This window comes from Pseudomonas brassicacearum, assembly GCF_003732265.1.
In the GTDB taxonomy this organism is placed as follows: domain Bacteria; phylum Pseudomonadota; class Gammaproteobacteria; order Pseudomonadales; family Pseudomonadaceae; genus Aquipseudomonas; species Aquipseudomonas brassicacearum_D.
Genome location: NZ_MOBK01000010.1, coordinates 134,515 through 158,341, shown reverse-complemented (window position 1 = coordinate 158,341; position 23,827 = coordinate 134,515). Strand labels below are relative to the sequence as shown.

Below are 23,827 nucleotides of genomic sequence, written 5' to 3'. Positions count from 1 at the left end.
CAACCTTACTCTGCAGCAGCTGGAGCTTTCTTGCCGAAAGCGCCAAAACGGTCTGCGAAGCGCTGTACACGACCGCCAGTATCCAGAGTCTTCTGCTTACCGGTGTAGAACGGGTGGCACTCGTTGCATACGTCGATCGCCAGAGGCTTGGCCAGGTTCGAACGAGTTTCGAACTTGTTGCCACAGCTGCAGGTAACTGCGGTGACTTCGTATGTTGGATGGATATCGGCTTTCATGATGATTCCTCAGGCTAGCGTGCCGCCACTCAACACTATTGTTGAATACCGCACGTAATTAGGCCGCGGATTCTACCAGACATTGCCAATCGCGCAAGCTGTCGCTGAGACCGACCGTCTGCTAGGCTCCCGACCCAAAGCGCACCTCTTGTGGGAGCGGGCTTGCTCGCGAATACGGTGTGTCAGGCAACAATGATGTGTCTGATCCACCGCATTCGCGAGCAAGCCCGCTCCCACATTTAGTATGCGTCCGACTTTACTACCGCCCGTTTATCGAGATCCCCCCGCGTGCCCGACGCCATTTTGCGCCTCGCCCTGCCTTCGCCGCTGCGCCGCCTGTTCGATTACCGTGCCCCGGCCGGCGTCCTGCGCGCCCAGTTGCAACCGGGCATGCGCCTGCGGGTGCCGTTCGGTCGGCGGGAAATGATCGGGATTCTGGTGGAGATTACCGACACCAGCGAAGTGCCGGTGGAAAAGCTCAAACCGGCATTGGCCCTGCTCGACACCACGCCACCGCTGCCACCCGCGCTGTTCAAGCTGTGCCTGTGGACATCCCAGTACTACCAACACAGTCTCGGCGACACCTTGAGCTGGGCGCTGCCGGTGTTGCTGCGTCAGGGTGAACTGGCCGAAGCACGCCAGGAACGCTTCTGGTCCGCCGCGCCGGGCGCCAGCCTTGATGATCCGCGCATCGCCCGCGCGCCCCGCCAGCGCGAAGCCCTGGCGACACTGGCCCAGCATCCCCACGGCGTGGCGCATCAATTGCTGAGCAAACTGATGCTGAGCAAGGACAGTCTGGATTTGTTGCTGGCCAAAGACCTGGTCCAGGTGGAAATCCGCAAACACGCCCCCGGCGCGCGCCATGAACATTGGCTGGCGCAGCCGGAACTGCCACTCAACCCGGAACAACGCGCCGCCTATGAAGCGATTCGCGCCGGGTTCGACAGCTATCATGCGTTTCTGCTGGCCGGCGTCACCGGCAGCGGCAAGACGGAAGTTTATTTACAGCTGATCCGCGAAACCCTCGAAGCCGGCAAGCAGGCGCTGGTGCTGATCCCGGAGATCAACCTCGGCCCGCAGACACTCGCTCGTTTCGAGCAGCGCTTCAATGCGCGCATCGCGCTGATTCACTCGGCGGTTAACGACCGCGAACGCCTCGAAGCCTGGCTTGCCGCGCGGGACGGTGACGCCGACATCATTATCGGCACCCGCTCGGCGCTGTTCACGCCGATGAAAAACCCAGGCTTGATCATCATCGATGAAGAGCACGACGGCTCCTATAAACAGCAGGAAGGCTTGCGTTATCACGCCCGCGACCTGGCCCTGGTCCGCGCACGGCAGGAAAACATCCCGATTGTCCTCGGCTCCGCCACCCCGTCGCTGGAAAGCCTGCACAACGCCTACACCGGTCGTTACGGCCTCCTGCGGCTGAACGAGCGAGCGGGCGGCGCCAAGCAACCGCGCTTCCTGCGCCTGGATGTAAAAAGCCGCCCGCTGGACAGCGGTATTTCCGGGCCGATGCAGCAAGCCATCGGTCAGACACTGGCCGCCGGCCAGCAAGTGTTGGTGTTCCTCAATCGTCGCGGCTTTGCGCCGACGCTGCTATGTCACGATTGCGGCTGGATGTCCGAATGCCAGCGCTGCGATGCGCGGATGACCGTGCACCAGCGATCCGGCGAGCTGCGCTGCCACCACTGCGGCTACGTCGAACGCGTACCGCGGCGCTGCCCGAAATGCAGCAAAGTCGATTTGCGCCCCGTGGGTGCTGGCACCGAACGCGCCGAGGAACGGCTGGCGATTCTGTTCCCGGACGTCCCGGTGCTGCGGGTCGACCGTGACAGCACGTCGCGCAAGGACGCGATGAATCAGCTGTTCGCCACCATTCAGAAAGGCCAGCCGTGCATTTTGGTCGGCACGCAAATGCTTGCCAAAGGGCATCACTTTCCACGAGTAACGCTGGTGTCAATTCTCGACGCCGACGGCGGGCTGTTTTCCGGCGACTTCCGCGCCAGCGAGCGCATGGCGCAGTTGATCGTTCAGGTGGCCGGGCGCGCCGGACGGGCCGAAGAACCGGGCAGAGTGATTATCCAGACGCACCTGGCGGACCATCCGTTGCTGGTGCAGCTGACCGAGCAAGGGTATTTCGCCTTTGCCGAGCAGGCGTTGAGCGAACGTCGCTCCGCCGGACTGCCACCGTTTGCGCATTTGGCGCTGCTGCGGGCCGAAGCGCACAAACCGGGGCAGGCTGAAAGCTTCCTGGATGAAGCGTGCAGCGAGGCCGAGCGTTTGCTGGCCGAGCAGAATCTGGGCGGGATTGAGTTGTTGGGGCCGGTGCCGGCGCCGATGGAGCGCCGCGCCGGGCGTTATCGCGCACAGTTGTTGTTGCAGGCCACAGCGCGGGCGCCGCTGCATCGATTGTTGAGCAGTTGGTTGCTGGTGCTGGAGCAGATGCCGAGTGGGCGGGCGGTGCGTTGGTCGCTGGATGTCGATCCCGTGGATTTGTATTGAATTAGAGATCGCCTTCGCGAGCAGGCTCGCTCCCACAATGGACCTGTGGTGTTCATTGGTTTTGTGATCGACGAATATCCCCTGTGGGAGCGAGCCTGCTCGCGAAGGCTGACTATTTGTCACCACATATCCATATCCTGCCCGCTATAGTTGGCAAGCCCGTCTTCGCAACGGATAATGCCCAGTTTTTCCACCAGCGCATCGAAGCGCGCGCCGCGCTTGCGGTCGAAAGAGACCACCATGAAAGACACCATTCGCCAGCTGATCCAACAAGCCATCACCCAACTCGTCAATGAAGGTGTGTTGCCTGAAGGCCTGTCGCCGGCGATCCAGGTGGAAAACTCCCGCGACAAGAAGAACGGCGACTTCGCCAGCAACATCGCCATGATGCTGGCCAAACCGGCCGGCATGAAGCCGCGTGACCTGGCCGAGAAGATCATCGCTGCGCTGCCGGCTGATGAAAACGTCAGCAAAACCGAAATCGCCGGCCCGGGCTTCCTGAACTTCTTCCAGAACACCGATGCCCTGGCCACTCGCCTCGATGCCGCACTGGCCGACGCACACATCGGCGTGCGCAAGGCCGGCCCGGTGCAACGCACCGTGGTCGATCTGTCGGCACCGAACCTCGCCAAAGAAATGCACGTCGGCCATTTGCGCTCGACCATCATCGGTGACGGCGTGGCGCGCGTTCTGGAGTTCCTCGGCGACGACGTGATCCGTCAGAACCACGTGGGCGACTGGGGCACCCAGTTCGGCATGCTGATGGCGTACCTCCAGGAAAACCCGATCACCAGCGACGAGCTGTCGGACCTGGAAAACTTCTACCGTGCGGCCAAGCAGCGCTTCGACGAATCCGAAGAGTTTGCCGATCGCGCCCGTGGCCTGGTGGTCAAGCTGCAAGCCGGTGACCCGGACTGCCTGGCGCTGTGGACCAAGTTCAAGGACATCTCGCTGTCGCACTGCCAGAAAATCTACGAACTGCTGAACGTCAAACTGACCATGGCTGACGTGATGGGCGAAAGTGCCTACAACGACGACCTGATCAACGTGGTCAACGACCTCAAGGCCGCCGGCATGCTGGTCGAGAGCAATGGCGCCCAGTGCGTGTTCCTCGACGAGTTCAAAAACGCCGACGGCGACCCGTTGCCGGTGATCATCGTCAAGGCAGATGGCGGCTACCTCTACGCCACCACCGACCTGGCGGCCGTGCGTTACCGCAGCGGCAAGCTCAAGGCTGATCGCGCGCTGTACTTCGTCGACCAGCGTCAGGCCCTGCACTTCCAGCAAGTGTTCGCCGTGGCGCGCAAGGCCGGCTTCGTGACGCACCCGATGGAAATGGAACACATGGGCTTCGGCACCATGAACGGTAAAGATGGCCGTCCGTTCAAGACCCGTGACGGCGGCACCGTGAAGCTAATCGACTTGCTGACCGAAGCCCAGGAGCGCGCCTATACCCTGGTGAAGGAGAAGAACCCGGAGCTGGCTGATGACGAGTTGCGCAACATCGCCAAGGTGGTGGGCATTGGCGCGGTGAAATACGCCGACCTGTCCAAGCACCGCACCAGCGACTACAGCTTCAACTTCGACTTGATGCTGAACTTCGAAGGCAACACTGCGCCGTACTTGCTGTATGCCTACACCCGCGTCGCTGGCGTGTTCCGTAAACTGGGCAAGGACTTCACCGAAGTCGAAGGCCAGATCGTGCTGGAAGCGGAGCACGAACTTGAACTGGCCGCCAAACTGGCGCAGTTCGGTGAAATCCTCAACAACGTGTCCGACAAAGGCACGCCGCACATTCTCTGCACCTACCTGTACGATGTGGCCGGCCTGTTCTCCAGCTTCTACGAGAACTGCCCGATCCTCAGCGCCGACACCCCGGCGCAAATGCAAAGCCGTCTGCGCCTCGCCGCGCTGACCGGCCGCACTCTCAAGCAAGGCCTGGAACTCTTGGGTCTGGAAACTCTGGAGCGTATGTAAGTTGGCTGCCAAGAAAAAACCTGCACCCAAGCGTGGCGCCAGCCGTTACCAAGCTCCTGCAAAACAGCCGATCCCGGGCTGGCTGTGGATGGCTATTGGCCTGACGGTCGGCGCGTTCATCGTCTTCCTGATGAAACTGGAACCCGGCAAGGGCAGCGACACGGTCAAGCGCGAGAAGGTGGAACAGCAACAGAAAGCCAAGATCGCCGAGGCCAACAAGACCCCGCCGAGCCCGACGCAACCGGTGAAGCCGAAGTACGACTTCTACACCTTGCTGCCGGAATCGGAAGTGATCGTGCCGCCGGATGCCGTGCCTGAGAAGACTCTGCCAACGCCACAAGTGCCAGCGATCCCGACCACACCGGTAACGCCGGCCGAAGCGGCGAAGATTGACACGGCGCGCGCGCAGGCCGCTCTGGCCGGGATTACGCCGCCACCGGCGCCACCCGTTACCAAAGCGGCGCCAGTGACCAAGTTCTTCCTGCAGGCCGGCTCGTTCCGCAAGGAGACTGATGCGGACAAGGTTCGCGCGCAGATCATTTTGCTGGGGCAGGCCGTGGCGGTTGAGTCCGGCACGGTGAAGGATGAGACGTGGTATCGCGTTCTGGTCGGGCCGTTCAGCAACCGCGAACAACTGACCACGGCGCAGAAACAACTGGCCGGTGCCGGGTTTAGCAACCTGTTGTTACAACAACGCCAAAGCCGCTGATCACGTCAGAGACACCGCGTCATCGTTCTTCGCGAGCAAGCCCGCTCCCACATTTGACCGCATTCCAAGGTGGGAGCGGGCTTGCTCGCGAAGGGGCCCTGGCAAACACCACAGCTCCGACCTGACTCGCACCACTCGTCCCCTCTCCCGCCCAACAGTTGAAATCCACTCCACCACCCCCATATGAGTTGGCATAAGGCATTTTCGCCCCGCTGCGTGGAGACTCTCCCTTGACCACCATCGTTTCAGTTCGCCGCCACGGCAAAGTCGTCATGGGCGGCGACGGCCAGGTTTCTCTCGGCAACACCGTGATGAAAGGCAACGCGAAGAAAGTTCGCCGCCTGTACCACGGCCAGGTTATCGCCGGTTTTGCCGGGGCCACCGCTGACGCCTTCACCCTCTTCGAACGTTTCGAAGGCCAGCTTGAGAAACACCAAGGTCACCTGGTTCGCGCAGCTGTCGAGCTCGCCAAAGAATGGCGCACCGACCGTTCGCTCAGCCGCCTAGAAGCCATGCTCGCGGTCGCCAACAAAGACGCCTCCCTGATCATCACCGGCAACGGCGATGTGGTTGAACCCGAAGAAGGCCTGATCGCCATGGGTTCCGGCGGCGGGTACGCCCAGGCCGCTGCCAGCGCACTGCTGAAGAAGACCGATCTGTCGGCCCGGGAAATCGTCGAAACCGCCCTGGGCATCGCCGGCGACATCTGTGTATTCACCAACCACACCTTCACCATTGAGGAGCAGGACCTCGCTGAGTAAGCCTGTTTTGGCCACCACGCCACGGCTCACTTTTACCTGAGGACCGCCAATTACTATGTCCATGACTCCCCGTGAAATCGTCCACGAACTCAATCGCCATATCATCGGCCAGGACGATGCCAAGCGCGCCGTCGCCATCGCGCTGCGTAACCGCTGGCGCCGGATGCAGCTGCCGGAAGAGCTGCGCGTTGAAGTAACCCCCAAGAACATCCTGATGATCGGCCCGACCGGTGTCGGTAAAACCGAAATCGCTCGCCGCCTGGCCAAACTCGCCAACGCACCGTTCATCAAAGTGGAAGCGACCAAGTTCACCGAAGTCGGCTATGTGGGCCGCGACGTTGAATCGATCATTCGTGACCTGGCAGACGCGGCGATCAAGCTGCTGCGCGAACAGGAAATGACCAAGGTCCGCCATCGCGCCGAAGACGCTGCCGAAGATCGTATCCTCGACGCCCTGCTGCCACCGGCACGCATGGGTTTCAGTAACGAAGACGCCGGATCGGCTACCGATTCCAACACCCGTCAGCTGTTCCGCAAGCGCCTGCGCGAAGGTCAGCTGGATGACAAGGAGATCGAAATCGAAGTCGCCGAAGTGGCCGGCGTCGACATCTCCGCGCCACCGGGCATGGAAGAAATGACCAACCAGTTGCAGAACCTGTTCGCCAACATGGGCAAGGGCAAAAAGAAAAGCCGCAAGCTCAAGGTCAAGGAAGCACTGAAACTGGTGCGTGACGAAGAAGCCGGCCGCCTGGTCAACGAAGAAGAGTTGAAGGCCAAGGCGCTGGAAGCGGTCGAGCAGCACGGCATCGTGTTCATCGACGAAATCGACAAGGTCGCCAAGCGTGGCAACTCCGGCGGCGTCGACGTGTCCCGTGAAGGCGTGCAGCGCGATTTGCTGCCGCTGATCGAAGGCTGCACCGTCAACACCAAGCTGGGCATGGTCAAGACCGACCACATCCTGTTCATTGCTTCCGGTGCATTCCACCTGAGCAAGCCGAGCGACCTGGTGCCTGAGCTGCAAGGTCGCCTGCCGATTCGCGTCGAACTCAAGGCGCTGACGCCGGAAGACTTCGAACGCATTCTCAGCGAGCCGCATGCGTCGCTCACCGAGCAATATTGCGCCCTGCTGAAAACCGAAGGCCTGGGCATCGAATTCCAGCCGGATGGCATCAAGCGCATTGCCGAGATCGCCTGGCAGGTCAACGAGAAGACCGAGAACATCGGTGCCCGTCGCCTGCACACCTTGCTTGAGCGCCTGCTTGAAGAGGTGTCGTTCAGCGCCGGTGACCTGGCCAGCGCCCATGACGGCAAGGTGATCATGATCGACGCCGACTACGTCAACAGCCACTTGGGCGAATTGGCACAGAACGAAGACCTGTCCCGCTACATTCTGTAAGCCTCAAGTTGCAAGCTACAAGCGTCAAGCTTATCGAGTTAAGCTTGCAGCTTGTAGCTTTCCGCCCGAGGCTCTTCCTATGCTTCCCACCGACATCAAACTGCACAAAGCCTCGAAAACCCTGTCGCTGAAATATGCGTCCGGCGAGGAATATCACCTGCCCGCCGAGTTCCTGCGCGTGCACTCCCCCTCCGCCGAGGTCCAGGGCCACGGCAAACCCATCCTGCAATTTGGCAAGATCAACGTCGGCCTGACCAAGGTAGAACCGGCCGGTCAGTACGCACTGAAGTTGACCTTCGACGACGGCCACGACAGCGGCCTGTTCACCTGGGAATACCTGTACGAGCTGGCGCGACGTTATGACGCACTCTGGGAAGACTATCTTGCCGAGCTCAAAGCCGCCGGAAAAACCCGCGACCCGAACGAATCCGTCGTCAAGCTGATGCTCTAAGTCAAGCCTCTTGCTCTTTAGAGGGCATTTTCTAATTTCATCTGTTTGAATGCTCCGCCTCAGGGTCAATGATTGGCCCGCTTGCGAAAAAAATTAAACTCGGGTAACCAATGGATCTGGCAAGTTCCCTGCAGGCTCTCTGAACTAAAAAGCAGCGATGCAGTATTAACGGTCACCCGAGCAGTAGTACCTGGCATTGGCTTTGTGACTGCACAGTCAGGTTCAGGTACTCGTCTCAGGACAATGGAGCGTCGTAGATGAGTAACAAGAATAACGATGACTTGAAATATCAAGCCTCGGAAAACACGCTGGGGCTGAATCCTGTCGTTGGGTTGCGTGGTAAAGATCTACTGGCTTCTGCTCGCATGGTGCTCAGGCAGGCCATCAAACAACCGGTCCACAGTGCAAAGCATGTTGCCCATTTCGGCCTTGAACTGAAGAACGTGTTGTTCGGTAAATCCGAACTGCTTCCGACCCCCGAAGACCGTCGCTTCAACGATCCGGCGTGGAGTCAGAACCCGCTCTATAAACGTTATCTGCAAACTTACCTGGCGTGGCGCAAGGAGCTCCACGACTGGATCGACGAGAGTAATCTGACGCCCAAGGATGTCGCGCGCGGGCACTTCGTGATCAACCTCATGACCGAAGCCATGGCCCCGACCAACACGGCGGCCAACCCGGCGGCAGTCAAACGCTTCTTCGAAACCGGCGGCAAAAGCCTGCTCGACGGCCTTTCGCATCTGGCCAAGGACATGGTGCACAACGGCGGCATGCCGAGCCAGGTCAACATGGGCGCATTCGAAGTCGGCAAGAGCCTGGGCGTCACCGAAGGCGCTGTCGTGTTCCGCAACGACGTGCTGGAACTGATCCAGTACAAACCAACCACCGAACAAGTCTTCGAGCGCCCCCTGCTGGTGGTGCCGCCACAGATCAACAAGTTCTACGTATTCGACCTGAGCCCGGAAAAGAGCCTGGCGCGCTACTGCCTGCGCAGCAATGTGCAGACTTTTATCGTCAGCTGGCGCAACCCGACCAAGGCGCAGCGCGAGTGGGGCCTGTCGACCTACATTGAAGCGCTCAAGGAAGCGGTCGATGTGGTCAGCGCCATCACAGGCAGCAAAGACATCAACATGCTCGGCGCCTGCTCCGGCGGCATCACCTGCACCGCGCTGCTGGGCCATTACGCGGCACTCGGCGAGAAAAAGGTCAACGCCCTGACGCTGCTGGTCAGCGTGCTGGATACCACCCTGGACAGCGACGTCGCCCTGTTCGTCGACGAGCAAACCCTGGAATCCGCCAAGCGCCAGTCCTATCAGGCCGGTGTGCTGGAAGGCCGCGACATGGCGAAAGTCTTCGCCTGGATGCGCCCCAACGATTTGATCTGGAACTACTGGGTCAACAACTACCTGTTGGGTAACGAGCCGCCGGTGTTCGACATCCTGTTCTGGAACAATGACACCACACGCCTGCCCGCCGCGTTCCACGGCGACCTGATCGAGATGTTCAAAAGTAATCCACTGATCCGTCCCGATGCACTGGAAGTGTGCGGTACGCCAATCGACCTGAAACAAGTCACCGCTGACATTTACAGCCTGGCCGGCACCACCGACCACATCACTCCGTGGAAGTCCTGCTACAAGTCGGCGCAACTGTTTGGCGGCAAGGTCGAATTCGTGCTCTCGAGCAGTGGGCATATCCAGAGCATTCTGAACCCGCCGGGCAACCCGAAATCGCGCTACATGACCAGCAGCGACATGCCGGCCAAGGCCGAAGACTGGCAAGAAAACTCCACCAAGCACACCGATTCCTGGTGGCTGCACTGGCATGCATGGCTGGGCGAACGTTCGGGCAAACTGAAGAAGTCCCCAACGGTTTATGGCAACAAAACCTTCACCGCCGGCGAAGCAGCACCGGGTACTTATGTGCATGAGCGGTAACTGACACACCTCGCCCTCTTGTAGGAGCGGGCTTGCTCGCGAAAGCGATTAATCATTCAACAGTGATGTCGACTGAACTGATGCATTCGCGAGCAAGCCCGCTCCCACAGGGGTTCGAGGATGAATTTGAGAAAGTGACCCACAGGGCCTTGAAGCATGCCGCAACCGTTCATATTCCGTACCGTCGACCTGGATGGCCAGACCCTCCGCACGGCGGTACGCCCCGGCAAGCCTCACTTGACGCCCTTGCTGATTTTCAATGGCATCGGCGCCAACCTGGAGCTGGTGTTTCCGTTCGTCGCAGCATTGGACCCGGACCTGGAAGTCATTGCGTTCGACGTCCCCGGTGTCGGCGGCTCGTCGACGCCAAATCGGCCGTACCGCTTTCCGGGCCTGGCGAAACTCACGGCACGGATGCTCGATTATCTCGACTACGGGCAAGTCAACGTGATCGGCGTGTCCTGGGGCGGCGCCCTCGCCCAGCAGTTTGCGTATGACTACCCTGAGCGCTGCAAGAAACTCGTGTTGGCGGCCACGGCTGCCGGCGCAGTCATGGTGCCGGGCAAACCGAAAGTGCTGTGGATGATGGCCAGCCCACGGCGCTACATCCAGCCGTCGCACGTGATCCGCATTGCACCGATGATTTATGGCGGCGCCTTCCGTCGCGACCCCACCCTGGCGGCCAGCCACGCGGCGAAAGTCCGCTCGGCGGGCAAGCTCGGTTATTACTGGCAGCTGTTTGCCGGCCTGGGCTGGACCAGCATTCACTGGCTGCACAAGATCAACCAGCCGACGCTGGTACTGGCCGGCGACGACGACCCGTTGATCCCGTTGGTCAACATGCGCCTGCTGGCCTGGCGAATTCCCAACGCCCAGCTGCACATCATCGATGACGGGCATCTGTTCCTGATCACCCGCGCCGAAGCGGTGGCACCGATCATCATGAAATTCCTCGAGGAAGAACGTCAGCGCGCCGTGATGCATCCGCATCCTTCGCCGTTGGGCAGTTAGTCGCTTCATCGGCCGGCAGGACGCCGCGCCGCGCAGCAACCCACAACAGCGTCTATGGTGATCTGGTTCAGTGAGTTTGTTTTTGGCTTGAAACGAAGGAGTGTTGAGACATGCGCGAGAAACCAGCGAGAGACGCTTTACCCACTCCCGCCGCGTTCATCAACGCACAGAGTGCGATCACCGGCCTGCGTGGCCGGGATCTGATTTCGACCCTGCGCAGCGTAGCGGCCCACGGTTTGCGCAACCCGGTGCACAGCGCCCGACACGCCTTGAAACTGGGCGGTCAGTTGGGCCGTGTCTTGTTGGGTGAAACCTTGCACGCGACCAACCCGCAGGACAGTCGTTTCAGCGACCCGGCGTGGAGTCTCAACCCGTTTTATCGTCGCAGCCTGCAGGCCTACCTGAGCTGGCAGAAACAGGTCAAAAACTGGATCGACGACAGCGCCATGTCCCCCGACGATCGCGCCCGCGCGCACTTTGCGTTTGCCTTGCTCAATGACGCCGTGTCGCCGTCCAACACCCTGCTCAATCCGTTGGCGATCAAGGAAATCTTCAATTCCGGCGGCAACAGCCTGGTACGGGGTGTCAGCCATCTGGTCGACGACTTCCTGCACAACGACGGCCTGCCCCGGCAAGTCACCAAGCAAGCGTTCGAAGTCGGTAGAACCGTCGCCACGACCACTGGTTCGGTGGTGTTTCGCAACGAGCTGCTGGAGCTGATCCAGTACAAGCCGATGAGCGAAAAACAGTATTCAAAACCGCTGCTGGTGGTACCGCCGCAGATCAACAAGTACTACATTTTCGACCTGAGCCCGCACAACAGCTTCGTCCAGTTTGCCCTGAAGAACGGCCTGCAGACCTTCATGATCAGTTGGCGCAATCCGGATGTGCGCCATCGCGAATGGGGGCTGTCGACCTACGTTGAAGCCGTGGAAGAAGCGATGAATGTCTGCCGGGCGATCACCGGTGCGCGCGAGGTCAACCTCATGGGTGCCTGCGCCGGCGGGCTGACCATCGCTGCACTGCAAGGTCACTTGCAGGCCAAGCGACAGCTGCGCCGCGTGTCGAGCGCGACCTATCTGGTGAGCCTGCTCGACAGTCAGATGGACTCCCCGGCAACGCTGTTCGCCGACGAACAGACCCTTGAAGCGGCCAAGCGCAAGTCCTATCAGAAAGGTGTGCTGGATGGTCGCGACATGGCCAAGGTGTTCGCCTGGATGCGCCCCAACGACTTGATCTGGAGTTATTTCGTCAATAACTACCTGCTTGGCAAAGAACCGCCAGCGTTCGACATTCTCTACTGGAACAACGACAACACGCGGCTGCCGGCGGCCTTTCACGGCGATCTGCTGGACTTCTTCAAACACAACCCGCTGAGCCACCCGGGCGGCCTTGAAGTGTGCGGCACGCCCATCGACTTGCAGAAAGTCACCGTCGACAGCTTCAGCGTCGCGGGCATCAACGACCACATCACGCCGTGGGACGCGGTGTACCGCTCGACACTGCTGCTGGGCGGCGAGCGACGCTTCGTGCTGTCCAACAGCGGTCACGTGCAGAGCATTCTCAACCCGCCGAGCAACCCGAAAGCCAACTACGTCGAAGGCGCAAAACTGAGCAGCGATCCACGGGCCTGGTATTACGACGCCAAGCAGGTCGACGGCAGTTGGTGGACGCAATGGCTGGAGTGGATTCAGCAACGTTCCGGCGCGCTGAAAGAAACCCACATGACCCTCGGCAATCAGAACTATCCACCGCAAGAGGCAGCACCCGGTACTTACGTGCGTGTGCGCTGACGTTCAACCCACCACGGCCGACGCTGGCCGTGGCACTGACTCGACCATTAAGAAGACTGGATGAAAACCCGCGACCGGATTCTCGAATGTGCTTTGCAGTTGTTCAATCAGAAAGGCGAACCGAACGTCTCCACCATGGAAGTTGCCAACGAGATGGGCATCAGCCCCGGCAACCTCTACTACCACTTTCACGGCAAGGAGCCGCTGATTCTCGGGTTGTTCGAGCGCTTCCAGTCTGAACTGGCGCCGCTGCTCGACCCTCCTGCCGATGTGGAACTGGCACCGGACGATTACTGGCTGTTCCTGCACCTGATCGTCGAGCGACTGTCGCATTACCGGTTTCTGTTCCAGGACCTGTCGAACCTCGCCGGACGCCTGCCCAAACTGGCCAAGGGCATACGCAACCTGCTCAATGCGCTGAAGCGCACACTGGCGTCATTGCTCGCGCAGTTGAAGGCTCAGGGGCAATTGGTCAGTGATACCCAGGCGCTGGGGCAGTTGGTGGAACAGATCACCATGACGCTGCTGTTCTCGCTGGACTACCAGCGGATTCTGGATCGTGAGGGTGAGGTGAGGCTGGTGGTGTACCAGATCATGATGCTGGTGGCACCGCACTTGCTGCCGCCGATCAAGGTGGCGACGGAGCAGATGGCGCTGCAATACCTGGAAGAACACGAATAGTCCCGACCGCTCCCACATTGGTTTTGTGATGACCTTAAACCGTACACAAACAAAAACGCCCGACCTTGGCAGGCCGGGCGTTTTTTTGAGCCCTGAAAATCAGGACTGACTGGTTGGCGTCGTTGCTGGCGCTACAGTCTGGGTTACAGCAGGGGTCGGCGCGGTAGCAGAGTTCGATGCGCTGACCGGGGCGGCCGGGGTTGCCGGTTTGGCAACAGCAGCCACTGCTGGTTTTGGTGCGGCGGCTTTCGGCGCTGCTGGCTTTTTCACCGCAGGCTTCTTCGCTGCAGCAGGTTTTGCTGCTGGCTTGGCGGCCGGTTTGGCAGCTGCGGTTTTGGCAGCTGGCTTGGCGGCTGCTTTGGCGGCAACCGGTTTAGCCGCCGGCTTGGCTGCGGCAGGTTTGGCTGCAGCAGTTTTGGCAGCAGGCTTGGCCGCTGCTTTCGCAGCAGGTTTGGCAGCCGGTTTAGCGGCGGCTTTTGCCAATGGCTTGGCAGCGGTTTTAGCCGCTGGCTTGGCCGCTGCGGTTTTCGCCGCAACAGGCGCAACCTTGGCACCGGTGAGTTTTTCGATTTGCTTGGTCAGGGTATCGACCTTGCTGTGCAGTGCTTTCACTTCGTTGCGGCTCGGAACACCGAGGCGCGAAATGGCGCTGTTCAGACGCTTGTCGAAAGCGCCTTCCAGCTCATCCCACTTGCCCAGCGCACGATCTTTAACGCCAGTGATACGCGACTTGGCCGACGAAGCGGAATCCTTGACGTCATCGACTTTTTTGCCGACAGCGCTCTTGGTGAGCTTCTCGGCTTTCTCGCCGTCTTTGACCAATGTATCGAAGAGCTTGCTGCCGTCAGTGTCGATCTTCGAGTACACGCCTAAACCAGCCAGCCAGATTTTGCGGGAGTAGTCTTCGACTTTCCCGATCCACGAGCTGCCTTCTTTATCGGTGTTCTTTTTACCAGCCATCCCGTTCTCCTTAAGATTTACGCGCGACGCGTTCGAGCAATGCCGTCAGCTCATCGAGCTTAGCAGAGAGTGTCTCAACGTCATGTTTAGACGGAATGCCGATACGATTCAAGGCACTTGCGACACGCGAGTCAAAAGCCTTCTCGACCTTGTCGAGTTGAACTTCGACCTTGCCTTTGAAAGTACTCACTTCGCTCTTGGCTTCAACGATCTCGGCATTAGCGGCTTCAAGCTTTTCAGCCACTACTTTTTTGCCTTTCTTTTCAACAGTTTGACCAGCCTTGATCAACTCTTGAAAGTACTCGCTACCCTCTTGCCCGACCTTGGCGTAGGCACCCAGGCCTGCCAGCCAGATCTTGCGGGCATAGGATTTGACGTCGCCCAGAGCGGTAGTCGAAGCGTCGATTTTTTTCTTCAAAATAACTTTGGCCATGGTGCACCTCACGCGCAGAAGGTTTGAGGAACTGCCCGGACAAGTGTCGGGCTCAGGCACAAAGTAGGGAGAAAAATTAGAAACGGCACCCTAACAACTGACATAAACCCCCGGGAGGCACCGCAATAAAAAACTGTGGGAGCGAGCCTGCTCGCGATAGCGGTCTATCAGTCGAAATCAATGTTGACTGATAGACCGCTATCGCGAGCAGGCTCACTCCTACAGGGGAAGGGATCTCAATCCGGAATCAGACCAGCGCTTTATCGAGCGCCTTCTCGATTTCAGATTTGATCATGCCGCTCATGGCCGACATCATCAGGCCCAACTCCACATCGACGCGGATCGAATCTTCGCTGACATGCACCGCGCCTTTCACTCCGGAGCGCTTGAGGTTCAGCGTGTCGCCGGACCACTGCGGCTCCAGGCCGTATTGCTCGGACAATTTCTGCGCCAGCTTGTCAGCCTTCTCGCGGGCCGCTTCCTTGCCCAGGCCGTGGGCACGCTCAACACTAATACGGGCCATCGAATGTCTCCTGCTTTATGGATACTTTCCTGAAGCATCTTGACCATTACTGCGTCAAAACGTCCCGGTGGTTGCCCATCTTACCTTCAGCCTTGCCAAGACAAAGCATGCCTTGGGGATTAGAATGTCCCGCATTCTCTTCTGGTGACAGCGATATGACTGATCAGCGCAAAGGCAGCGATGCCGAACCCACCACTCACTTCGGTTTCAAAAACGTTCCGGAAAGCCAAAAAGCGGAAAAAGTCGCTGAGGTTTTCCATTCGGTAGCCGCCAAGTACGACTTGATGAACGACCTCCTGTCGGGCGGCATGCACCGTTTGTGGAAGCGTTTCGCAATCGAGCTTTCGGGCGTGCGCACTGGTAATCGCGTGCTGGACATCGCCGGCGGTACGGGCGACCTGACCAAGAAATTCTCGCACCTCGTCGGCCCGACCGGCCAGGTGGTGTTGGCCGACATCAACGAATCCATGCTCAAGGTCGGTCGTGACCGCCTGCTGGACCTCGGTGTCGCCGGCAACGTCGAATTCGTTCAGGCCGACGCTGAAAAGCTGCCGTTCCCGGACAATCACTTCGACTGCGTGACCATTGCCTTCGGCCTGCGCAACGTGACGCACAAGGAAGACGCCCTGCGCTCGATGCTGCGCGTGCTCAAGCCTGGCGGCCGCCTGTTGGTGCTGGAATTCTCCAAGCCGACCAACGCGCTGATGTCCAAGGCCTACGACGCCTACTCGTTCGCCTTCATGCCACTGATGGGCAAGCTGATCACCAACGACTCGGAAAGCTATCGCTACCTGGCCGAATCGATCCGCATGCACCCGAATCAGGAAACCCTGAAGTCGATGATGGTCGAGGCCGGTTTCGACCGCGTGACCTACCACAACATGACCGCAGGCATCGTCGCCCTGCACCGCGGCATCAAACCCTGATGTTGCTGGCCGGCCTGCTCGCCAGCGTTGAACTCGGCCTGAACCGGGTGCTGCGTCTCGACAGCACCGCGCTGCCGCGGCTGGCGCATTTGAGCGGCCGGGTGATTGCCGTCGACTGCCGCAGCCCGGCGTTGCAGCTGTTCATCCTGCCCAGCGATGAAGGCCTGATGCTCGCTTCCCACTGGGAAACCGGCGCCGACTGCACCCTGCGTGCACCGGCCTCAAGCCTGTTGAAACTGGCGATGAGCAAGGACAAGACCTCGGTCCTGCATGGCCCTGAAGTCGAACTCGACGGTGACAGCGGCGTGCTGCTGGAACTGGCGGCGATCCTTCAGGACCTGGAGCTGGACTGGGAGTACGAACTCTCGCGCTGGCTGGGACCGGTGGCCACGCAACTGGTTGGCGGTCACCTGCGCAGTCGCGCTCGCTGGTATCAGCAAGGGTTCATCAGCCTGGGGCAGAACCTCGGCGAATACCTGGCTGAAGAGTCGCGCACCCTCGTCGGTCAGCGCGAAGCCGAAGCCCGTTTCAGTGAACTGGACCAGATCAAACTCGATCTGGAACGTCTCGAGGCGCGTTTCGAGCGCCTTTCCCGATCCCTCGACCCAAGCGATAACGCATGAAGCTGCTTGCCGTCCGCCGTTTGTTGCGCATCCAGCGCGTTGTGATTCGTTACCGCCTCGATGACCTGCTGTTTGCCCTGCCGCTGCCCTGGTTTCTGCTGGCACTGCGTTATGCCTTGCCGTGGCGCTGGTTTCCGCGCAAGACGCTGGACCTGAGCCGTGGCGCACGATTGCGCCTGGCGTTGCAGGACCTGGGGCCGATTTTCATCAAGTTCGGGCAGATCCTGTCCACCCGCCGCGACCTGCTGCCGGAAGACATCGCCGATGAGCTGATGAAGCTGCAGGACCGCGTGCCGCCGTTCGACTCGCAAGTGTCCGTGAAGCTGATCGAAGAGCAGCTCGGCAAGAAGATCAGTGAAGTGTTCAGCCGTTTCGACGTCGAGCCGCTGGCGTCCGCCTCGGTGGCGCAGGTGCATGCCGCGCAGTTGAAAACCGGCGAAGAAGTGGTGGTCAAGGTGATCCGCCCAGGCCTCAAGCCGATCATCGCCCAGGATCTGGCGTGGCTGTTCATTCTGGCCCGCGCCGCTGAAAAACTCTCGGCCGATGCGCGCCTGCTGCACCCGGTGGACGTGGTCCAGGACTACGAAAAAACCATCTACGACGAACTCGACCTGTTGCGCGAAGCGGCCAACGCCAGCCAGTTGAAACGTAACTTCGAAGGCTCGCCGCTGCTGTACGTGCCGCAAGTCTATTGGGACTGGTGCCGGCCGAAAGTGTTGGTGATGGAGCGCATCTACGGCATCCAGGTCACCGACCTGACCACCCTGGCCGACCAGCGCACCGACATGAAAATGCTCGCCGAACGCGGCGTGGAGATCTTCTTCACCCAGGTGTTCCGCGACAGCTTCTTCCACGCCGACATGCATCCCGGCAACATCTTCGTCAGCACCGTCAACCCGTGGAGCCCGCAGTACATTGCGATCGACTGCGGCATCGTCGGCAGCCTGACCCCGGAAGACCAGGACTACCTGGCCCGCAACCTGTTCGCTTTCTTCAAGCGTGACTACCGTCGTGTGGCGCAATTGCACATCGATTCGGGCTGGGTGCCAGCGGAAACCAAACTCAACGAATTCGAAGCGGCAATCCGTACCGTGTGCGAGCCGATCTTCGAAAAACCGTTAAAAGATATTTCCTTCGGCCAGGTGCTGATGCGCCTGTTCCAGACCGCTCGACGCTTCAACATGGAAGTGCAGCCACAACTCGTGCTGCTGCAAAAAACCCTGTTGAACATCGAAGGCCTGGGCCGTCAGTTGTACCCGGACCTGGACTTGTGGAACACCGCGCAGCCGTTCCTTGAGCGCTGGATGCGCGAGCGCGTCAGCCCCAAAGCCTTGATCGGCAACGTGCAGAGCCAGTTCGAACAGTTGCCGCATCTGGCCAACATGGCCCGCGACCTGCTCGAACGCATGTCCCAACCCCACGCCTACGACCCGCCACCACCGTGGCATAAACGCAAGGATGACTGGTTCTTGCGGCTGCTCGGCTGCGCACACCTGGCGGGCGGCGTTATTCTGCTGGCCGGCGGACCGCTGAACGAACTGGGTCATTGGCCCGGGGGAATCATGGTGGCCGTTGGTTTGTATCTGGTCGTTCGCCGATAGCCAGTTGTGTGATCCACTGGCACACTGTTTGAACGTTGGGCCTGGCTAATGAAGTGCGAGGCCCGCTGTCGGAGTCGAAGATGAAAAACTGGCTGGACGAGATCAAGTGGGACGCTGATGGCCTGGTGCCGGCGATTGCCCAGGATCACAAGACCGGGCGCGTCCTGATGATGGCCTGGATGAACCGTGAAGCGCTGGAACTGACCGCTGCCGAGAACCGTGCCATTTACTGGTCTCGTTCCCGTGGCAAGCTGTGGCGCAAGGGCGAAGAGTCCGGCCACGTGCAAACCCTGCACGAGATGCGCCTGGACTGCGACGCCGACGTGATCATCCTGATGGTCGAGCAAATTGGCGACATCGCTTGCCATACCGGCCGCCAAAGCTGCTTCTACCGCGTCTATGAGAACGGCGACTGGACAACAGTCGACCCGGTCCTGAAAGATCCGCACGCCATCTATTCCGCAGGACCCAAACATGAGTGACACTCTGACCCGTCTGGCCGCAGTGCTGGAAGAGCGCAAAGGCGCCGCCGCCGACAGCTCGTATGTTGCCAGCCTGTACCACAAGGGCTTGAACAAGATTCTGGAAAAAGTCGGCGAAGAGTCGGTCGAAACCATCATTGCCGCCAAGGATGCCGCCATCAGCGGTGACTGCAGCGATGTGATCTACGAGACCGCCGATTTGTGGTTCCACAGCATGGTCATGCTCGCCCAACTGGGGCAGCATCCGCAGGCTGTACTTGATGAACTGGACCGTCGCTTCGGTCTGTCCGGACACGACGAGAAAGCCTCGCGCCCGTCCGCCTGAACAATTATTAGAGAGGAGCAGCAACATGGGCATTTTTGACTGGAAACACTGGATCGTCATCCTGGTTGTTGTCGTATTGGTGTTCGGCACCAAGAAACTGAAAAACCTCGGCACGGACGTGGGCGAATCGATCAAGGGCTTCAAGAAAGCCATGAACGACGATGAAAAACCGGCCGATCCTACGGTGACCCCGGCCCAACCGGTTCCGCCTGTTCAGCCGCAGACCACGCAGTCCGTGAACCAGCCGCACACCATCGACGTGCAGGCACAAAAAGTCGAAGAGCCGATCCGCAAAGACGTGTGAGCACTGACTAATGTTTGGTATCAGCTTCTCTGAACTGCTGCTCGTCGGCCTCGTTGCCCTGCTGGTGCTGGGCCCCGAGCGCTTGCCGGGTGCTGCGCGCACCGCCGGCCTGTGGGTCGGGCGCTTGAAGCGCAGCTTCAACGCGATCAAACAGGAAGTTGAACGTGAAATCGGTGCCGACGAAATTCGTCGGCAGCTGCACAACGAGCACATCCTGTCGCTGGAGCAGGAGGCGCGGAAGATTTTCTCGCCGACCCAGCAGGAGCCAACGCCGGTGGAGCACGTGGGAGCGCAGACGATTCACACACCTGCCGCATCCATTGAACCGGCACCCGCACCTGCACCTGTTGTTGCGACGGAGCCATCTGCGCCCGCCGTTCCAGCAACACCGGTTGAACCGGTTGCTCCTGCCGTCGCGCCGACAGCGCCGGCCCCTCATGACCCAACACTGCCGCCGCGAGCCCCATGAGCGATCTTCCCGAAAACGACCAGCACATGCCGCTGGTTTCGCACCTCACCGAGTTGCGTACCCGCCTGCTGCGCTGTGTAGCGGCGATTTTCATCATCTTCGCCGGGTTGTTTGCCTTCACCCAGCAGATCTACACCTTTGTCTCCACGCCGCTGCGCGCGTACCTGCCCGCCGGCGCGACGATGATCGCCACCGACGTGTCGTCGCCGTTCCTGACGCCGCTGAAGCTGACCATGATGGTCTCGCTGTTCCTGGCGATCCCGGTGATCCTGCATCAAATCTGGGGCTTCATCGCGCCGGGCCTGTACAAGCATGAGAAGCGCATCGCCGTGCCGTTGCTGGTATCCAGCATCATGCTGTTTTACGCCGGCATGGCGTTCGCCTATTACCTGGTGTTCCCGCTGATCTTCAAGTTCTTCGCCGCCGCCACTCCGGCCGGCGTGGAAATGATGACCGACATCAGCAGCTACCTTGACTTCGTCATGACGCTGTTCTTTGCCTTCGGCGTGGCGTTTGAAATTCCGGTGGCCGTGGTGCTGCTGGTGTGGATCGGCGTGGTTGACGTCAAATACCTTAAGAAAATCCGCCCGTACGTGGTCATCGGTTGCTTCGTGGTCGGCATGATCCTGACGCCGCCGGACATCTTCTCGCAAACGCTGTTGGCGGTTCCGATGTGGCTGCTGTTCGAGATCGGCATCCTGTTTGGCAGCCTGATCAGCAAACGTGGCGAGCATCCGGACGACCAACCGGTTGACGATCACAACGACCAGCCGCCAGCGACCCAACCGTGAACCTGCTGCTGCTCGAAGAAGCCGATTTCATTGCGGCCGACCGGGTGATCCTGCGTGATCGCCGGTTGACGCACATGCAGGAAGTTCACCGCTGCGAAGTCGGTGACAGCATGCGCGTCGGCAGGATCGGCGGGCTGATGGGCGCGGCCGAGGTGTTGCGCCTGGATGCCGCTGAAGCCGAATTGCGCGTCACCCTCGACCAACAACCCCCAAGCAAGTTGCCATTGACCCTGGTGTTGGCCCTGCCACGCCCGAAAATGCTCCGTAGGGTGTTTCAGACCGTGGCCGCCATGGGTGTGCCGCGCGTGGTGCTGGTGAACAGCTATCGCGTCGAGAAGAGCTTCTGGCAAACCCCGTTTCTGGAACCCGAGGCGATTCGCGAGCAATTGATCCTCGGCCTCGAACAGGCCCGGGACAGTGTGCTGCCCGAGATCGTTATCGAGAAGCGCTTCAAGCCCTTCGTTGAGGATCGTCTGCCGGCAATCACCGAGGGCACCCTCGGCCTGGTCGGCCATCCCGGCAATTACCCGCCCTGCCCCCGAGGCCTCGACGAACCGGTGACCCTGGCCATCGGCCCTGAAGGTGGCTGGATTCCTTACGAGATCGACCTGCTGGGCAAGTCCGGCCTGCAACCAGTGCAACTCGGTGAGCGCATCCTGCGAGTCGAAACCGCCGTCACCGCCCTGCTCGCCCGCCTGTTCTGACTTCAAACACAATCCATTGTGGCGAGGGAGCTTGCTCCCGCTCGGCTGCGAAGCAGTCGTAAAACCGGCACATACGGTTTGGATGGAAAAAGCGGTGGCCGCTTCGCGCCCAAACGGGGGCAAGCCCCCTCGCCACAGGTATTTCTCCATCGCCTACAGATTCTCTTGCGCCTGCCGATACAGTTCCCACAAAACCAATCAGTGGTCCAGGGAGTTGCAGCATGTACCAATGGCTAGCCGATAATCTGGGGAACATCAGCGTCAATCGCAAACTGGGAATCGGTTTCGGTCTGGTGTTGTTGCTTACCCTGTTGATCACCTTCACCGGCTGGACTGGCCTGAGCGACGTGACGAGCCGTGGCGACAAGCTCGGGTTCATCGCCAGCCTCAATGACCTGACCAAAGACCTGCGCCTGGCCCGTCTGGACTATGAAATGCGCCGCGGCGAACAAGGCCCGGGAGCGGTGAACGACAAGCTCGCGCAACTCGATGCCGGCCTGCAAACCGCTCGCAAACTGATTGAGCAACCGGCCGACGCGGCGATGGTTGACCAGCAACTGGCTGCCGTCAGCCAGTACAAACAAGCGTTCAGCGCGATGATCCAGGCCGGCGCCAACCGCGAGGACGCCCGCAGCAAACTCGGGGCCACGGCCGATAACGCTGTCGCCCGCGTCGCTGAAGTCGAGAAATCCCTGCTGCAAGGCGACAACGTCGCCCAGTTCAACAGCGTGATCGATTTGAGCAAATTGATTCAGCAAGCACGCTTCCAGGTTCGCGGCTACACCTACAGCGCCAAGCCCGAAGCCGAACAGCCTGCGCTGGACGCCATCGACAAAGCCCTGAAAAACCTCGAAAGCCTGACGCCCAAACTGCCGCAAGAGCACGCCGCCAACCTGCAACAGGCCAACGACTCGCTCAAGGCCTATCGCGCCGCCGTCAGCCAGTACCGTGACTCCCAGGTCGCCAGTGCTGCCGCACTCGTGCGCATGGCCGCGCAAGGCGACATCCTGCTCGACGTCAGCAAGAAACTCACCGTGTCGCAAACCATCGTCCGCGATACCGATGCGGCTCACGCCAAGAACATGCTGCTGATGGCCACCGCCCTGGCCCTCGCCTTTGGCATGGTCGCGGCCTGGGCGATCACTCGCCAGATCGTCATCCCGCTGAACCAGACCCTGAAAGTGGCTGAACGCGTGGCGGCCGGCGACCTGACTCACAACCTGACGTCCAAGCGTCGCGACGAACTCGGCCAGCTCCAGCGCGCCATGCAGAGCATGACCCTGGGCTTGCGTGAATTGATCGGCGGCATCAGCGACGGCGTCACCCAAATCGCCAGCGCTGCCGAAGAGTTGTCGGCGGTCACCGAGCAGACCAGTGCCGGGGTCAACAGCCAGAAAGTCGAGACCGATCAGGTAGCGACCGCCATGAACGAAATGACCGCGACCGTGCAGGAAGTCGCGCGCAATGCCGAAGAAGCCTCCGAAGCCGCCGTCGCCGCCGATCAGCAAGCCCGCGAGGGTGACAAAGTGGTTGGTGAAGCCATCGCCCAGATCGAGCGCCTGGCGCTCGAAGTCGGTAACTCCACCGCCGCTATGGGCGATCTGAAACGCGAAAGCGACAAGATCGGCAGTGTGCTCGACGTGATCAAATCCGTGGCCCAGCAAACCAACCTGCTGGCGCTCAACGCCGCCATCGAAGCCGCCCGTGCCGGTGAAGCCGGACGGGGTTTTGCGGTGGTGGCCGATGAAGTTCGCAGCCTCGCGCAACGGACCCAGAAGTCCACCGAAGAAATCGAAGAGCTGATCGTCGGCTTGCAGAACGGCACCCAGCAAGTCGCCACGATCATGGACAACAGCCGCGCCCTGACCGACAGCAGCGTCGAACTGACCCGCCGCGCTGGCGGCTCACTGGAAAGCATCACCCGCACCGTGTCGGCGATTCAGTCGATGAACCAGCAGATCGCCGCCGCTGCCGAGCAGCAAACGGCGGTGGCCGAGGAGATCAACCGTAGCGTGCTCAACGTGCGTGACGTGTCCGAGCAGACCTCGGCAGCCAGTGAAGAGACTGCGGCGTCCAGCATTGAGCTGGCGCGGCTGGGGACGCATCTGCAGATGCTGGTGGGCAGGTTCAAGGTTTGAGGTGATGCTTTTGCCTCGGTTCACTTAGAACCGAGGTGATGCATTCGCGAGCAAGCCCGCTCCCACATTTGACCGCGCTACTGAATTG

25 protein-coding genes and 1 pseudogene are annotated in these 23,827 nt (G+C 60.3%); 21 read left to right on the top strand and 5 right to left on the bottom strand.

Going from position 1 to position 23,827, the window contains the following annotated elements; translation table 11 throughout:
• Positions 1–5: 5 nt before the first annotated feature.
• Positions 6–236, bottom strand: coding sequence for a 50S ribosomal protein L31 (gene rpmE, locus BK660_RS24725; RefSeq protein WP_059181778.1), 231 nt, complete (start codon positions 234–236; stop codon positions 6–8).
• A gap of 288 nt (positions 237–524) precedes the next feature.
• On the opposite strand from rpmE, the gene BK660_RS24720 reads away from it, so the two are divergent.
• Entirely contained in the window at positions 525–2,744 is a 2,220-nt protein-coding gene (locus BK660_RS24720) for a primosomal protein N' (protein ID WP_123435496.1), read from the top strand.
• Positions 2,745–2,863: 119 nt separating this feature from the next.
• Here BK660_RS24720 and BK660_RS33150 read toward each other — a convergent pair whose 3' ends face one another.
• Complete coding sequence (locus BK660_RS33150; protein WP_259698531.1) at positions 2,864–2,986, bottom strand: hypothetical protein; 123 nt, start codon at positions 2,984–2,986, stop codon at positions 2,864–2,866.
• On the opposite strand from BK660_RS33150, the gene argS reads away from it, so the two are divergent.
• The 9 genes from argS to BK660_RS24670 all read left to right on the top strand — a co-directional run bounded on the left by argS (position 2,985) and on the right by BK660_RS24670 (position 13,460).
• Positions 2,985–4,721: an arginine--tRNA ligase gene (gene argS / locus BK660_RS24715; RefSeq protein ID WP_123435495.1), complete on the top strand. Its 1,737-nt coding sequence runs from the start codon at positions 2,985–2,987 to the stop codon at positions 4,719–4,721. The genes BK660_RS33150 and argS overlap by 2 nt on opposite strands.
• A gap of 1 nt (position 4,722) precedes the next feature.
• Positions 4,723–5,430 carry an SPOR domain-containing protein gene (locus BK660_RS24710; RefSeq protein ID WP_123435494.1) on the top strand — a complete coding sequence of 236 codons (708 nt, stop codon included), beginning with the start codon at positions 4,723–4,725 and terminating at the stop codon, positions 5,428–5,430.
• A 230-nt stretch (positions 5,431–5,660) separates the two neighbouring features.
• A complete protein-coding gene (hslV, locus tag BK660_RS24700) occupies positions 5,661–6,191 on the top strand; it encodes an ATP-dependent protease subunit HslV (protein ID WP_007899242.1) in 531 nt (176 codons plus the stop codon).
• A 55-nt stretch (positions 6,192–6,246) separates the two neighbouring features.
• Positions 6,247–7,587, top strand: a complete 1,341-nt coding sequence (hslU, locus tag BK660_RS24695; RefSeq protein WP_123435492.1) for an ATP-dependent protease ATPase subunit HslU — start codon at positions 6,247–6,249, stop codon at positions 7,585–7,587.
• A 79-nt stretch (positions 7,588–7,666) separates the two neighbouring features.
• Positions 7,667–8,038 (top strand): gamma-butyrobetaine hydroxylase family protein, encoded by a 372-nt coding sequence (locus BK660_RS24690; protein WP_123435491.1) that lies wholly within the window; start codon positions 7,667–7,669, stop codon positions 8,036–8,038.
• A gap of 257 nt (positions 8,039–8,295) precedes the next feature.
• Entirely contained in the window at positions 8,296–9,975 is a 1,680-nt protein-coding gene (phaC, locus tag BK660_RS24685) for a class II poly(R)-hydroxyalkanoic acid synthase (RefSeq protein ID WP_123435490.1), read from the top strand.
• Between the two features lie 156 nt (positions 9,976–10,131).
• Positions 10,132–10,986, top strand: coding sequence for a poly(3-hydroxyalkanoate) depolymerase (gene phaZ / locus BK660_RS24680; RefSeq protein WP_123435489.1), 855 nt, complete (start codon positions 10,132–10,134; stop codon positions 10,984–10,986).
• Positions 10,987–11,096: 110 nt separating this feature from the next.
• On the top strand, positions 11,097–12,779 hold the full coding sequence (gene phaC, locus BK660_RS24675; protein ID WP_123435488.1) for a class II poly(R)-hydroxyalkanoic acid synthase: 1,683 nt from the start codon (positions 11,097–11,099) through the stop codon (positions 12,777–12,779).
• Positions 12,780–12,839: 60 nt separating this feature from the next.
• The gene (locus BK660_RS24670; RefSeq protein WP_027922113.1) at positions 12,840–13,460 is read left to right on the top strand and encodes a TetR/AcrR family transcriptional regulator; all 621 of its coding nucleotides are present in this window, start codon (positions 12,840–12,842) and stop codon (positions 13,458–13,460) included.
• Between the two features lie 99 nt (positions 13,461–13,559).
• Here BK660_RS24670 and BK660_RS24665 read toward each other — a convergent pair whose 3' ends face one another.
• The 3 genes from BK660_RS24665 to BK660_RS24655 all read right to left on the bottom strand — a co-directional run bounded on the left by BK660_RS24665 (position 13,560) and on the right by BK660_RS24655 (position 15,376).
• Positions 13,560–14,420, bottom strand: coding sequence for a phasin family protein (locus BK660_RS24665; RefSeq protein ID WP_123435487.1), 861 nt, complete (start codon positions 14,418–14,420; stop codon positions 13,560–13,562).
• A 10-nt stretch (positions 14,421–14,430) separates the two neighbouring features.
• Positions 14,431–14,853, bottom strand: coding sequence for a phasin family protein (locus BK660_RS24660; protein WP_027922115.1), 423 nt, complete (start codon positions 14,851–14,853; stop codon positions 14,431–14,433).
• Between the two features lie 247 nt (positions 14,854–15,100).
• The gene (locus BK660_RS24655; RefSeq protein WP_123435486.1) at positions 15,101–15,376 is read right to left on the bottom strand and encodes a polyhydroxyalkanoic acid system family protein; all 276 of its coding nucleotides are present in this window, start codon (positions 15,374–15,376) and stop codon (positions 15,101–15,103) included.
• A gap of 155 nt (positions 15,377–15,531) precedes the next feature.
• Between BK660_RS24655 and ubiE the strand changes: the two genes are divergently transcribed.
• The 11 genes and pseudogenes from ubiE (at position 15,532) to BK660_RS33685 (ending at position 23,739) form a co-directional block, all read left to right on the top strand.
• Complete coding sequence (gene ubiE, locus BK660_RS24650; RefSeq protein WP_007948968.1) at positions 15,532–16,302, top strand: bifunctional demethylmenaquinone methyltransferase/2-methoxy-6-polyprenyl-1,4-benzoquinol methylase UbiE; 771 nt, start codon at positions 15,532–15,534, stop codon at positions 16,300–16,302.
• The gene (locus BK660_RS24645; protein WP_123435485.1) at positions 16,302–16,925 is read left to right on the top strand and encodes a ubiquinone biosynthesis accessory factor UbiJ; all 624 of its coding nucleotides are present in this window, start codon (positions 16,302–16,304) and stop codon (positions 16,923–16,925) included. Before ubiE ends, BK660_RS24645 begins: the two co-directional genes overlap by 1 nt.
• Positions 16,922–18,526: a ubiquinone biosynthesis regulatory protein kinase UbiB gene (gene ubiB / locus BK660_RS24640; RefSeq protein WP_123435484.1), complete on the top strand. Its 1,605-nt coding sequence runs from the start codon at positions 16,922–16,924 to the stop codon at positions 18,524–18,526. The genes BK660_RS24645 and ubiB overlap by 4 nt, the downstream gene beginning before the upstream one ends.
• Before the next feature lie 80 nt (positions 18,527–18,606).
• Positions 18,607–19,008, top strand: coding sequence for a phosphoribosyl-AMP cyclohydrolase (hisI, locus tag BK660_RS24635; RefSeq protein ID WP_123435483.1), 402 nt, complete (start codon positions 18,607–18,609; stop codon positions 19,006–19,008).
• Positions 19,001–19,333: a phosphoribosyl-ATP diphosphatase gene (locus BK660_RS24630; protein ID WP_123435482.1), complete on the top strand. Its 333-nt coding sequence runs from the start codon at positions 19,001–19,003 to the stop codon at positions 19,331–19,333. Before hisI ends, BK660_RS24630 begins: the two co-directional genes overlap by 8 nt.
• A gap of 25 nt (positions 19,334–19,358) precedes the next feature.
• Positions 19,359–19,637, top strand: a complete 279-nt coding sequence (locus BK660_RS24625; protein ID WP_010464483.1) for a twin-arginine translocase TatA/TatE family subunit — start codon at positions 19,359–19,361, stop codon at positions 19,635–19,637.
• Positions 19,638–19,647: 10 nt separating this feature from the next.
• On the top strand, positions 19,648–20,106 hold the full coding sequence (gene tatB / locus BK660_RS24620) for a Sec-independent protein translocase protein TatB (RefSeq protein ID WP_123435481.1): 459 nt from the start codon (positions 19,648–19,650) through the stop codon (positions 20,104–20,106).
• Positions 20,103–20,897, top strand: coding sequence for a twin-arginine translocase subunit TatC (tatC, locus tag BK660_RS24615; RefSeq protein WP_123435480.1), 795 nt, complete (start codon positions 20,103–20,105; stop codon positions 20,895–20,897). Before tatB ends, tatC begins: the two co-directional genes overlap by 4 nt.
• Positions 20,894–21,601 carry a 16S rRNA (uracil(1498)-N(3))-methyltransferase gene (locus BK660_RS24610; protein ID WP_123435479.1) on the top strand — a complete coding sequence of 236 codons (708 nt, stop codon included), beginning with the start codon at positions 20,894–20,896 and terminating at the stop codon, positions 21,599–21,601. Before tatC ends, BK660_RS24610 begins: the two co-directional genes overlap by 4 nt.
• 221 nt (positions 21,602–21,822) lie before the next feature.
• Positions 21,823–22,881, top strand: a pseudogene (locus BK660_RS33690) (methyl-accepting chemotaxis protein); the annotation flags it as partial.
• Complete coding sequence (locus BK660_RS33685; protein WP_404942953.1) at positions 22,867–23,739, top strand: methyl-accepting chemotaxis protein; 873 nt, start codon at positions 22,867–22,869, stop codon at positions 23,737–23,739. The pseudogene BK660_RS33690 and the gene BK660_RS33685, both read left to right, overlap by 15 nt.
• Positions 23,740–23,827 lie beyond the last annotated feature (88 nt).

What these genes read in the sequence shown, in the direction of transcription:
- rpmE (WP_059181778.1), bottom strand. Translation starts at nt 236, where the DNA reads ATGAAAGCCGATATCCATCCAACATACGAAGTCACCGCAGTTACCTGC.
- argS (WP_123435495.1), top strand. Translation starts at nt 2,985, where the DNA reads ATGAAAGACACCATTCGCCAGCTGATCCAACAAGCCATCACCCAACTC.
- BK660_RS33150 (WP_259698531.1), bottom strand. Translation starts at nt 2,986, where the DNA reads ATGGTGGTCTCTTTCGACCGCAAGCGCGGCGCGCGCTTCGATGCGCTG.
- hslU (WP_123435492.1), top strand. Translation starts at nt 6,247, where the DNA reads ATGTCCATGACTCCCCGTGAAATCGTCCACGAACTCAATCGCCATATC.
- BK660_RS24690 (WP_123435491.1), top strand. Translation starts at nt 7,667, where the DNA reads ATGCTTCCCACCGACATCAAACTGCACAAAGCCTCGAAAACCCTGTCG.
- phaC (WP_123435490.1), top strand. Translation starts at nt 8,296, where the DNA reads ATGAGTAACAAGAATAACGATGACTTGAAATATCAAGCCTCGGAAAAC.
- phaZ (WP_123435489.1), top strand. Translation starts at nt 10,132, where the DNA reads ATGCCGCAACCGTTCATATTCCGTACCGTCGACCTGGATGGCCAGACC.
- phaC (WP_123435488.1), top strand. Translation starts at nt 11,097, where the DNA reads ATGCGCGAGAAACCAGCGAGAGACGCTTTACCCACTCCCGCCGCGTTC.
- BK660_RS24670 (WP_027922113.1), top strand. Translation starts at nt 12,840, where the DNA reads ATGAAAACCCGCGACCGGATTCTCGAATGTGCTTTGCAGTTGTTCAAT.
- BK660_RS24665 (WP_123435487.1), bottom strand. Translation starts at nt 14,420, where the DNA reads ATGGCTGGTAAAAAGAACACCGATAAAGAAGGCAGCTCGTGGATCGGG.
- BK660_RS24660 (WP_027922115.1), bottom strand. Translation starts at nt 14,853, where the DNA reads ATGGCCAAAGTTATTTTGAAGAAAAAAATCGACGCTTCGACTACCGCT.
- BK660_RS24655 (WP_123435486.1), bottom strand. Translation starts at nt 15,376, where the DNA reads ATGGCCCGTATTAGTGTTGAGCGTGCCCACGGCCTGGGCAAGGAAGCG.
- ubiE (WP_007948968.1), top strand. Translation starts at nt 15,532, where the DNA reads ATGACTGATCAGCGCAAAGGCAGCGATGCCGAACCCACCACTCACTTC.
- BK660_RS24645 (WP_123435485.1), top strand. Translation starts at nt 16,302, where the DNA reads ATGTTGCTGGCCGGCCTGCTCGCCAGCGTTGAACTCGGCCTGAACCGG.
- ubiB (WP_123435484.1), top strand. Translation starts at nt 16,922, where the DNA reads ATGAAGCTGCTTGCCGTCCGCCGTTTGTTGCGCATCCAGCGCGTTGTG.
- hisI (WP_123435483.1), top strand. Translation starts at nt 18,607, where the DNA reads ATGAAAAACTGGCTGGACGAGATCAAGTGGGACGCTGATGGCCTGGTG.
- BK660_RS24630 (WP_123435482.1), top strand. Translation starts at nt 19,001, where the DNA reads ATGAGTGACACTCTGACCCGTCTGGCCGCAGTGCTGGAAGAGCGCAAA.
- BK660_RS24625 (WP_010464483.1), top strand. Translation starts at nt 19,359, where the DNA reads ATGGGCATTTTTGACTGGAAACACTGGATCGTCATCCTGGTTGTTGTC.
- tatB (WP_123435481.1), top strand. Translation starts at nt 19,648, where the DNA reads ATGTTTGGTATCAGCTTCTCTGAACTGCTGCTCGTCGGCCTCGTTGCC.
- tatC (WP_123435480.1), top strand. Translation starts at nt 20,103, where the DNA reads ATGAGCGATCTTCCCGAAAACGACCAGCACATGCCGCTGGTTTCGCAC.
- BK660_RS33685 (WP_404942953.1), top strand. Translation starts at nt 22,867, where the DNA reads ATGCAGAGCATGACCCTGGGCTTGCGTGAATTGATCGGCGGCATCAGC.